General features: G+C 58.0%; 2 protein-coding genes. Both read left to right on the top strand.

Translation table 11 applies throughout. The features are described from left to right. The coding region (locus CFE47_RS31200) for a transketolase-like TK C-terminal-containing protein (RefSeq protein WP_502695549.1) at positions 1-1,032 on the top strand (1,032 nt) is incomplete at its 5' end. Between the two features lie 11 nt (positions 1,033-1,043). Further along, positions 1,044-1,156, top strand: a 113-nt coding sequence (locus tag CFE47_RS31195; RefSeq protein WP_286843039.1) for a biotin/lipoyl-containing protein, incomplete at its 3' end; no start/stop codon positions are given.

Raw genomic sequence — 1,156 nt, 5'->3', positions numbered from 1 at the left:
GAGCCAGTCGATAAAGACCAGGTGATGTTCTACAAGGAAGACAAGAAGGGCCAGATCCTCGAAGAAGGCATCAACGAAGCGGGCGCCATGAGCTCCTTCATCGCTGCCGGTACTTCGTACTCCAGCCACAACCAGCCGATGCTGCCGTTCTACATCTTCTACTCGATGTTCGGCTTCCAGCGTATTGGCGACCTGGCTTGGGCAGCAGGCGACAGCCGTACCCGTGGCTTCCTGATCGGCGGTACCGCTGGTCGTACCACGCTGAACGGCGAAGGCCTGCAACACGAAGACGGTCACAGCCACATCCTGGCTGCCACCATCCCGAACTGCCGCACCTTTGATCCAACCTACGGCTATGAGCTGGCGGTGATCATCCAGGACGGCATGAAGAAGATGACCGAAGAGCAGCAGGACGTTTTCTACTACATCACCGTGATGAACGAGTCCTACCAGCAGCCAGCCATGCCGGCCGGTGTGGAAGAAGGCATCATCAAGGGCATGTACCTGCTCGAAGAAGACACCAAGGAAGCAGCGCACCACGTACAGCTGATGGGCTCCGGCACCATCCTGCGCGAAGTGCGTGAAGCGGCGAAGATCCTGCGTGAAGAGTTCAACGTCGGCGCCGACGTGTGGAGCGTCACCAGCTTCAACGAACTGCGTCGCGACGGCCTGGCCGTAGAGCGCAGCAACCGCCTGCATCCTGGTCAGAAACCAGCGAAGAGCTACGTCGAAGAGTGCCTGGCCGGCCGTAAGGGTCCAGTCATTGCCTCTACCGACTACATGAAGCTGTTCGCCGAACAAATTCGCCAGTGGGTCCCGTCCAAGGAATTCAAAGTCCTGGGCACCGACGGTTTTGGCCGCAGTGACAGCCGCAAGAAGCTGCGTCACTTCTTCGAAGTCGACCGTCACTTCGTGGTGTTGGCAGCCCTGGAAGCCTTGGCTGACCGTGGTGAGATCGAACCTAAGGTGGTAGCAGACGCTATCGTCAAGTTCGGGATCAACCCGGAAAAACGCAACCCACTGGACTGCTGAGGAGATTTTTTGTGAGCGAACTCATTCGCGTACCTGACATCGGCAGCGGTGAAGGTGAAGTAATCGAGCTGTTTGTGAAGGTCGGCGACAAAGTCGAAGCCGACCAGAGCATCCTGACCCTGGA

Source organism: Pseudomonas sp. PGPPP1, assembly GCF_002255865.1.
Lineage (GTDB): Bacteria > Pseudomonadota > Gammaproteobacteria > Pseudomonadales > Pseudomonadaceae > Aquipseudomonas > Aquipseudomonas cremoris.
The sequence above is the reverse complement of the archived record's forward strand: the minus strand, read 5'-3'. Positions and strand labels throughout refer to the sequence as shown.